Origin of the sequence: Ruminococcus sp. CAG:379 (assembly GCF_000434255.1) — a bacterium.
Classification (GTDB): Bacteria; Bacillota; Clostridia; order Oscillospirales; family Ruminococcaceae; genus Ruminococcus_F; species Ruminococcus_F champanellensis.
In genome coordinates, this window is the sequence record NZ_FR894886.1 from 57267 (window position 1) to 64501 (window position 7235).

Here is a 7235-nt window from a genome sequence, read left to right on the forward strand (position 1 = left end):
GCTGGCAGGCATGGGTGTCCAGCTGTCCCGGCTGGGAGGCGGCATCGGCACCAGAGGCCCCGGCGAAACCAAGCTGGAAACCGACAAGCGGCATATCCGCACCCGGATCTCCAACCTGTCGGCGGAGCTGAAGGAGATCGAAAAACGCCGCACCTATGCCCGGAGCCGCCGGAAGAAGGACGGCGTACTGGTGTGCGCCATTGTGGGGTATACCAACGTGGGGAAATCCACCCTGCTGAACCTGCTGACGGATGCAGGGGTACTGGCGGAAAACAAGCTGTTCGCCACTCTGGAAACCACCTCCCGTGCCATCGAACTGCCGGACGGCAGAAGCCTGATGCTGGTGGATACGGTGGGACTGATCCGGCGGCTGCCCCACCACCTGGTGGAGGCGTTCAAATCCACCCTGGAGGAGGCTTCCAATGCGGACGTGATCCTGCATATCTGCGACGCTTCTGCGGAAAACTGCGAGGAACAGGCACAGGTCACCCTGGATCTGCTGTCGGAACTGGGCTGTGACGGGATCCCGGTGGTCACTGTGTTCAACAAGTGCGACCTGCTGCCGGAGGAACTGGCATTCGCCCCGGAAACCCGGAATGCGGTGCTGATCTCCGCCAAGGAGAACCGGGGCATGGATCAGCTGCTGGCGGCACTGGCAAAGGCGCTGCCGGATCCTGCACGGCGCATGCGGCTATTGCTCCCCTTCTCCCAGGGCAGTCTGCTGAACGAGATCCGCAGCAGCGGCAAGCTGTTCTCGGAGAAATACACCCCGGATGGGGTACTGGTGGACGCTATGGTGGATGTGCGGCTGCAAAAGGCAGCAGCGCCTTATGAAACAGAAAAAGCGTGATGCAAATGCATCACGCTTTCTTTTGTTGGAATCATTCCGCCGGGGTATCTGCCGGATCGGTGGGCTCCTCCGTGGCAGGCTCCGTGGCAACGGAGGTGCTGCCCGTATCCTTCAGCTCCACCGTCACAATAAAGGCGTCCTGATTGTTGCCGGAAATGGTATAGTCCAGATCCGCCGGCACCGGCACGGAGGTGGAGGTATTGGTCAGATCCGCCGGCACAGTGTAGACCTCATACTGCTTGCCATCCCCGGTCTGGAGCTTCAGATGCTCCCCTTCGTAGGTGTAATTGTACAGCTGCCGGATGTATTCCTCCAGGCACAGCTTCTGCTCCATCATATAGGTGGCGTGGGGAATGCCCACATACCGGTAGTGACCGGTTTCCGCCCCGATGCCGGTCTCGGATTCCTTGGATGCCTGGTACCGGGGGATAAACCCATACTCGGCACAGTGCTCGTCCACCCAGGCGTAATCCCCTTCCCCGGTGAACTCCTCGGAATACTTGCTGTAGAACAGGTTTACGTTCAGGGCAAGCCCGGTCTGATGCTCGGAATAGCCGGGCTTGGACACGTTGCCGGACGCCTGGTTCTTGTTGTACAGCTCCTGCTGCATCTCCTCCGTCCGATAGCCGGTGACCACCTGGATATTGTCCAGACCGGTGGCTGCCCGGAAATCGTTCATCAGCTTGTTCCATGCCACTACGCAGCGCTTGCGCAGCTGTAACTCAATGGAGCTGACGTAGTAGGCATCGTTCTTGTTGTCGTATATGCTGACCAGCTCATCCGTGTCCTGACCCTCGGTATACTTCACATCGTTGTTCACCAGGATCAGATCCCCCGCCTGCAAAGCGGTGTTGGCAATGTTCTCACTGCTGTAGATCACTGCGTTGGGGTCGTTGGGAGACGCTGTGGGCGTGGTGACCACCACCTGGCTGTCCCCCGCGTTCTGCCCCTTGATATCCTGAAAGGAATTGTTGATCTTGGTCAGCCCGTAGGCAGCCCCCAGCACGACTACCATGCTCAACACCAGGGTAATGAACCCCTTGGGGGACTTCCGCAGCTCCTTTGCATTTGTTCCTGTGTATGCGTCCATATTGATCGTGGCGTTGCCACTGGCTCCTTTCACGGCATGCAGCCTGTTTTGCGGGCATGTGCACATGTATCAGTTCTTATTATACCACACCAGCCGCAAAAAGGGGATAGTTTTTTGTGGAATTGTACGTTTTACACAAAAAATTATAACAGGTTCTGTGTTTTTAGATGAATTTGTATGAAATCCATTGCGTTCTGCCTATAGAAGTGCTAGAATAAAAATAGTAAGTTGCATATGTCCAAGGGCATAGGACGCAGATGGGGGGATTCATATGAAATGTCCAAACTGTGGGGATACCGTTTCGAGAAAAAGCCGGTTCTGTGTATGCTGCGGATATGATTTGTCCCGGCCGGCAGAGCAGCAGCCTGCGCCGCCCCCTGCCCCCAAGCCCCAGAAGACCGCAAAGCCCATCTCACCGGAGGATTTCTTTGCAGATCTGAACCCCAAGCGGAAGCCGGTACAGATGAACGAGGTCACCGCTGCCCAGACCCAGGCGCTGGCGCCCATCGAGCCAAACCCGGTGCATCACAACACACGGATGGGCAGTGCCCCGGCGGCAGACGGCAAACAGCTTGTCCCCAACACCAACCCCTTCGGCAGGCACCGGACGATGCAGGGGGCGGGACAGGCGGATCCGGCACAGCTGCAAGCTCATGTGCAGGGACCCAGCCGGGTGCGGATGCAGGAAGCCTCCGGCTCCGACAGCTTCAACAAGCAGCCTGCCCGGCGCAAGGCACAGGTCACCATGTCCGACGATCTGCACCCGGTGGAGGCTCTGCCCTCCCATCGGGATGAACTGGGCACAATCGACATTTCCGGCTATCAGCGAGGACGGCAAAACCACAAAATTTCGTTGGAAATACCAAGCATCGAGTCGATTTAAGGCGAATTTTTGTAGGATTCTTTGGTGCAATCGGGACGGATTTGTGCTATAATGAGGGTGTCGAATTATGAAGGGCAGATTTCCTACCCGAAAAGAAAGAAGGACTTCATCATGGCAGAAACCAACGCACCTGCACCGCAGACTCCTGCACCGCAGACTCCCCAGCCTGCCCAGAAGGTCAAGACCGCATCGGACAGTGCCCGCTCCATCCTCAAGGAATTCAAGGATTTCATTTCCCGGGGCAACGTACTGGATATGGCAGTCGGCATCATCGTCGGCGGCGCCTTCACCTCCATCGTCTCCTCCCTGGTTGACGACCTGCTGATGCCGCTGATCGGCACCCTGTTGGTGGGCATCAACTTCAAGAGCCTGGGCGTGACCATTCCCTGGGGCAATCACCCCTACCTGAACTTCGGCAGCTTCATTCAGCAAGTCATCATATTCCTGCTGACTGCGGCTTGTGTATTCACCCTGGTCAAGACCGTCAACAAGATCACCCACAAGCAGAAGGCAGCGCCCAAGCCCACCAAGGATCAGGAGCTTCTCACCGAGATCCGGGATCTGTTGAAGGCACAGGCAGAAAAATAAACCGTAAACCATCCGTCGGGGCATCCCGGCGGATCTTTTTTGCCCTTCTTCCGCCCATTTCCGGACATTTCCCGGCTGTACCAGGGGGTTTCTGTCATAATCCAATGTGAAATTACATCAAGTATTATCCCCTTTCAACAGCCGGAATGGGGCATACCTGCGTGGTTTTCCAACTTTTCAACGAAGTTTTCCACACGCAGAACCGGGCTTTTCCACTGTTTCCACAGAGTTTTCCACAGACCATCCGGGACAAATTTATTACCTGCCGTATATGGCGGCGTCCCCCTGTCCATACTTTCACCAAACAACCAGGCAGGAGGAATGTTGCATGCTCAAGGGTGTCAACCGAAAAGTGGTGGAGATCCACAACCCGGAAAGCCTTTATTTTGAAAAAGCCGTTTTTTATCTTAAGCCCAATCTGACCCAGGTGCCCATGGCGCTGCTCACCGCCGAGGCACGCCATTGTCTGCATCCGGCTGCCTCCCCCGGGGCGCACCGCTCTCCGGCACGCAGGGCGGTGCTGTGGCTGCTGCTGTTGGCAGGGGCAGGGGCGGCTGGCTTCCTGCTCCGGGGCTTGTTCTGACCAAAAACCCCCAGTCTGTACAGACCGGGGGCTGCTTTTATATGGCAATATCGTTCAGGACGCATGGCTCTCCCTTGGCTCGCCCCGAACGCACTTGCGCCGGAGCTTTTCCGAATACATCCGGTCGTCCGCCAGCTTCATGAGCTGATCCAGATCCAGTTCCTGGGTGTTGGATTCCAGCACCGTGCCGCAGCTTGCGCCGAACTGGTAAGGACGCAGCTTCTGCTGATTCAGACTGTGGAGCCGATTGGCGAGCCGCTGTGCAAAGGTGCGACAGCCGTCCTCCTCCGGATCCTCCGTAATGATGGCAGCCAGGTATTCGTCCCCGCCGAACCGGGCGCAAAAGCCGTTTTTCCCGGCGCAGCTGACAATGGCATCCGCCACGGTCTTGATGGCGAAATCCCCTTCCTGGTGACCGAAGGTGTCGTTGATGTACTTCAGGCTGTCCATATCCACGGACGCCACATACACCCAGCTTTCCCGATCCCCGCAGGCGGCACGGCGACGATCCATCTCCTGGAAGAAGCCACGCCGATTCAGAAGCCCGGTCATGGAATCGTGTATATACATGTTGGCAAGCTCCTGGTTGGTTTCCGTCAGGATCCGGTTCATACACCGGAGGATGGACTGATTGCGGATGGTACTGAGGATCTGATCCAGTCCCATCACAAAGGTGTACAGATAATTATGCTGCAAATTGTGGGGGTCATACACTGTGACCAGATAGCCGAACACGTCGTTCTGGTCATGCAGCGGTACAAACAGCACCGGTGCCTGGAAGAAATACGCCCGTTCCGGATCCGCCAGCTGCTGCCGGAAGGGATACCGGGTCATGGGCGTGGTGTACTCCGTGCTGTCCCGCTGTGCCAGTACAAACATATCGTCCTTCTGGCAGTCCGGGGGCACCGCCACGTCACAGTCACGCAGGTACCCCCCATTCAGGCACAGCTGCATGTAAGCCGTGGACATGTTCAGAAAATACTCTCCCAACCGTTCTGCGGTCTCCATCAGGGTGCTGCCGTCCGTCAGTGTACCGATCATGCTGAAGATCCGGAATTCAAACTCTCTGGTTTCCTCCATTTGCCCATAGATCTGCATGAGCATATGACTGCTGTTGTGAAAATTCATTTTCTGGCAACCGCAGGACTCGGAAAAGCGCACCTGGTTATGGACATAATAATCCTGGGACGGCAGCTGCTCCCCTGCAATGAGCTTTGCGGCAATCTCCATCGTCAGCCAGCTGCAATGGGGCTGATCCTGGGCGCCAGTGGTAAGCCGGGGAGAATGGTACTGCTCCTTGGCGATGCCGTCAAAGCCGGTGACGATCACGTCCTCCGGCACCCGGATGTTGTTCTGGTACATGATCTCGCACACTGCCATTGCCATGGTGTCGTTGGCGCAGATGATCGCCTCCGGCAGACCCTGCTCCAGCAGTTCCCTGGCGGCAACATAGGCAGGCCACTCCCAGAAATCCCCGTACTTCAGCAGCGTGGGGTCAAAGGGGATGCCGAACTCCTCCAGAGCATCCTTGTACACCTGGATCCGGGCTTCGGAAAAGGGATTCCCCTTGAATCCGGCAACAAACGCCACCCGGCGACAGTGATGCACCTGGAACACATGGCGCACCACCTGGGAAAAGGGCTTTTCGTATTCATACAGCACGTTGTAGCAGCCGGGAATCTGTTGGTCGATGCTGATGACCGGCACCTTTGCCTGCTTGGCACGGTCAATCAGCTCAAGCACTGTTCGCTCATCCAGAATGGTCTGGGGCAGAACGATCAGCACCGACAGCAGCTCCATCTGCAGCACATTCAGAACGCTCTTTTCCCCTTCATCCCGTTTCCGGCGAAAAAACAAATCGTTATACATATTATATATCTGTACCCGGAAGCCCCGGTCATGAGCCTCCTGGCAAATCCGCTGCATCAGATCCGAACGGGTCGCATCCTGGATCTTTGCGAGACAGATCCCCACCATCGGCTTTTGGTTTTCTCTCATCTTCGCTCCTCCCGCAGGCTTCTGCACCCCGCAAAAGCCCCTCCCAGTTGCTGTGCAATTCTTCCCGGACTGCTGCAAAGCCGGATGCGTCCCGACTCCGCATTTGACTCTCTGTATTATCAGTATAGCATCACACCCCCCATTTTGCAAGAGTTTCTGTAAACTTTCGCCGAAAATTCAGGAAAAATTAAAAAAAGAGCGGCAAAATATCGCCGCTCAGTATAATTATTATGCTTCTGTACGAAGTCCATGCACCAGCAATCCCACCGGGCAGTGGTCGCTTCCCAGCACGTCCTTGTAGATCAGGCTGTCCTGCACCAGAGGAGCGATCCGGTTGGATACGATGAAATAGTCGATGCGCCACCCGGCGTTCTTCTCCCGGGCGTGGAACATGTAGGACCACCAGGTGTATGCCCCGGCAGTGTCCGGATACAGCAGCCGGAAGGTATCCGTAAAACCGCTGTCCAGCAGGGTGGAGAGCCGCCCCCGCTCCTCGTCCGTAAAGCCGGCATTCCGCCGGTTGGACTTGGGATTTTTCAAATCGATCTCCCGGTGCGCCACGTTCAGATCACCGCAGTAGATCACCGGTTTCCTGGCGTCCAGCCCCAACAGGTGCTGCCGCAGGGCATCCTCCCACTCCATCCGGTAGTCCAGCCGCAGCAGCTCCCGCTTGGAGTTGGGCACATAGGCATTCACCAGGTAAAAATCCGGATACTCCAGCGTCAGCACCCGCCCCTCTCCGTTATGCTCCGGAAGCCCGAAGTCCCGCTGCACGGACAGGGGGATGTGCTTGGTGAATACCGCCGTGCCGGAATAGCCCTTTTTGTCCGCATAATGCCAGTATTGATTGTAGCCGGGCAGCTCCAGCTGAATCTGCCCCTCCTGAAGCTTGGTTTCCTGGATGCAGAAAAAGTCCGCATCCTCCTGGGCAAAAAATGCCTCAAAGCCCTTTTCCCGGCATGCCCGCAAGCCGTTTACGTTCCATGAGATCAGTTTCATTCCGTCCTCCTGTCAGTGCTGCTCCAGCAGCTCCAATGCATTCTCCCAGTCGATCCGGCTCCGCTGCGCCGGGGTCAGGGCAAAGTCGTCCATGATCCGGTGGATCCTCACCGGGCTGTCCCAGGGGCAGTCACTGGCAAAGAGGATCCGCTCCGCCCCATGTCGCTGCACGATCCGCTCAAACTGACCTGGGTCAATAGAATGGCTGGCAAACGCCGTATCCAGATACACATTCTTCCTGCCC

Annotated in this window: 9 protein-coding genes (1 of these 9 only partly in view); 4 read left to right on the forward strand and 5 right to left on the reverse strand. The window is 56.8% G+C overall.

Features of this window, described 5'->3' with window-relative positions:
- The first annotated feature begins 10 nt into the window (after positions 1 to 10).
- Positions 11 to 850 carry a GTPase HflX gene (gene hflX, locus QVO51_RS05665; protein ID WP_441295910.1) on the forward strand — a complete coding sequence of 280 codons (840 nt, stop codon included), beginning with the start codon at positions 11 to 13 and terminating at the stop codon, positions 848 to 850.
- Positions 851 to 881: 31 nt separating this feature from the next.
- Here the strand turns inward: hflX and QVO51_RS05670 are convergent, their stop codons facing one another.
- Positions 882 to 1973, reverse strand: coding sequence for a M15 family metallopeptidase (locus QVO51_RS05670; RefSeq protein WP_022357583.1), 1092 nt, complete (start codon positions 1971 to 1973; stop codon positions 882 to 884).
- A gap of 238 nt (positions 1974 to 2211) precedes the next feature.
- On the opposite strand from QVO51_RS05670, the gene QVO51_RS05675 reads away from it, so the two are divergent.
- The 3 genes from QVO51_RS05675 (at position 2212) to QVO51_RS05685 (ending at position 3994) form a co-directional block, all read left to right on the forward strand.
- On the forward strand, positions 2212 to 2823 hold the full coding sequence (locus tag QVO51_RS05675) for a zinc ribbon domain-containing protein (RefSeq protein ID WP_022357584.1): 612 nt from the start codon (positions 2212 to 2214) through the stop codon (positions 2821 to 2823).
- A gap of 111 nt (positions 2824 to 2934) precedes the next feature.
- On the forward strand, positions 2935 to 3411 hold the full coding sequence (mscL, locus tag QVO51_RS05680) for a large-conductance mechanosensitive channel protein MscL (protein WP_276796766.1): 477 nt from the start codon (positions 2935 to 2937) through the stop codon (positions 3409 to 3411).
- A gap of 328 nt (positions 3412 to 3739) precedes the next feature.
- Positions 3740 to 3994 carry a hypothetical protein gene (locus QVO51_RS05685; RefSeq protein WP_015559270.1) on the forward strand — a complete coding sequence of 85 codons (255 nt, stop codon included), beginning with the start codon at positions 3740 to 3742 and terminating at the stop codon, positions 3992 to 3994.
- A gap of 54 nt (positions 3995 to 4048) precedes the next feature.
- Here the strand turns inward: QVO51_RS05685 and QVO51_RS05690 are convergent, their stop codons facing one another.
- The 4 genes from QVO51_RS05690 to QVO51_RS05705 all read right to left on the reverse strand — a co-directional run.
- Positions 4049 to 5992 (reverse strand): GGDEF domain-containing protein, encoded by a 1944-nt coding sequence (locus QVO51_RS05690; protein WP_022357586.1) that lies wholly within the window; start codon positions 5990 to 5992, stop codon positions 4049 to 4051.
- Positions 5993 to 6220: 228 nt separating this feature from the next.
- Positions 6221 to 6991, reverse strand: a complete 771-nt coding sequence (locus QVO51_RS05695; RefSeq protein ID WP_022357587.1) for an exodeoxyribonuclease III — start codon at positions 6989 to 6991, stop codon at positions 6221 to 6223.
- Between the two features lie 12 nt (positions 6992 to 7003).
- Positions 7004 to 7222, reverse strand: coding sequence for an amidohydrolase family protein (locus tag QVO51_RS05700; protein WP_288167904.1), 219 nt, complete (start codon positions 7220 to 7222; stop codon positions 7004 to 7006).
- On the reverse strand, positions 7185 to 7235 hold the end of the coding sequence (locus QVO51_RS05705; protein WP_022357589.1) for an amidohydrolase family protein. 585 nt of this gene lie beyond the right edge of the window; 51 of the gene's 636 nt are visible here — the last part of the coding sequence; its start codon lies beyond the right edge, outside the window; it ends in the stop codon at positions 7185 to 7187. The genes QVO51_RS05700 and QVO51_RS05705 overlap by 38 nt, the downstream gene beginning before the upstream one ends.